General features: G+C 48.6%; 1 protein-coding gene. It reads left to right on the top strand.

The features are described 5' to 3' along the window. Positions 1-208: Hsp70 family protein (locus tag ACVA54_RS19835; RefSeq protein WP_446642795.1), on the top strand; the 208-nt coding region annotated here is incomplete at both ends.

Raw genomic sequence — 208 nt, forward strand, 5'->3', positions numbered from 1 at the left:
TTGCAGTAGGCGCTGCAGTTCAAGGTGGCGTACTAGCAGGTGATGTGAAAGACGTACTACTACTAGACGTTACTCCACTGTCGCTAGGTATCGAAACGATGGGCGGCGTAATGACGAAGCTTGTTGAGAAAAACACGACTATCCCAACAAAAGCGAACCAAGTTTTCTCTACTGCAGAAGACAACCAGAGCGCGGTAACGATTCACGT

The organism is Vibrio sp. PNB23_22_6, from assembly GCF_052877535.1.